The organism is Oleiphilus sp. HI0067 (assembly GCF_001635735.1).
On record NZ_LWFI01001481.1, the window covers coordinates 1 to 1,197 of the forward strand.

At 44.7% G+C, this 1,197-nt stretch carries 2 protein-coding genes; one reads left to right on the forward strand and one right to left on the reverse strand.

What is annotated here, in order from left to right; all coding sequences use genetic code 11:
• Nucleotides 1–609: M23 family metallopeptidase (locus A3739_RS24115; protein WP_231877137.1), on the forward strand; the 609-nt coding region annotated here is incomplete at its 5' end.
• Between the two features lie 18 nt (nucleotides 610–627).
• Here the strand turns inward: A3739_RS24115 and A3739_RS24120 are convergent.
• Nucleotides 628–1,197 (reverse strand): AEC family transporter (locus A3739_RS24120; RefSeq protein WP_231877138.1); only part of this gene is annotated, 570 nt, incomplete at its 5' end.

The following is a 1,197-nucleotide window of genomic DNA, read 5'->3' on the forward strand; positions in this document are numbered from 1 at the left end:
CTTGTTCAAGCATTCTCAAACACAGTTATCTTGCAAACTGATCGCACTCACATGCGTACAAACGAGATAGAATTCTGGTGCATACTCGGAGATCCACATACAAGACCAGACGCCACTGCAACTTACCTTGTTCCGTTCAAAGGCCACCGCCTTTTAGAGGTTTCTCAAGGTTTCAACGGGCGCTTCAGCCATGCACAGGAACCTCAAATACATGCTGTGGATATCGCCATGCCCATTGCAACACCAATTAGCGCTGCGCGCGATGGCATCGTAATCAGCATTAAAAACAACTATTCCTACGCAGGGACCAATAGCGGCTTTTTTCTAGACAAAGCTAATTACGTGCAAGTACTTCATGAAGATGGCACCTATGCCATTTACGGCCACTTATTAATGGGCAAGATAGATGTCGCAGTAGGAGATAAAGTCAAAGCTGGCGATTTGCTTGGTCGCTCTGGTAACTCAGGTTTTTCGACCGGCCCACATTTACACTTTGTGATTCAATACAACGACCAAGGTACGATGAAATCTGTGCCCTTCCGATTCATACAATCTGATGGCTCCACTGTAAAACCAAAACAAGGCATGTGGTTAAAACCGTCACGCTAAAAAGCGTAATTAGATTCATTAAAGGACAAAAGTGAACACGATCGGGAGAGTAATAAGCGCCGATAGATTTCCTAACAACACGATAGATGCAACACGATCAGGCTCTTGATTCAACTGCTCTGCGATCAAAAAATTCAGTACTGCTGGAGGCAAAGCGGCAAAGATCACAAGCATCGCAATGAGATCTTTCGATAAACCTGTGAAAGGCAAAACCATTGCGAGCACCAATGCCAAACTCAATAAGCCAGAAAGTGGTGCCCAGATTGCTGAAACGAGCCCGAGACGGATATCAGAAAGTTGCGTTTGGGCCATTCGCGCACCTAGCGATAACAGCATTAGCGGGATGGATATCTGACCTAGCATTTCAACGCCAATAGCTACTGGTTGCGGCACAGAAAAATCTAAATAAGCGACCACAACACCCACGAGCGTTGCTTGCAAGATCGGGATTTTCAGTAACGATAATAAAGATGATTCTGTTCTTAACATCCGCATTCCCAAAGAAAAATGCAGTGTATTTTCAATCAAAAATAAAATCACAGCTGCTGCGATAGCCTGTTCGCCAAATGCAAGTAACAGTATCGGCAA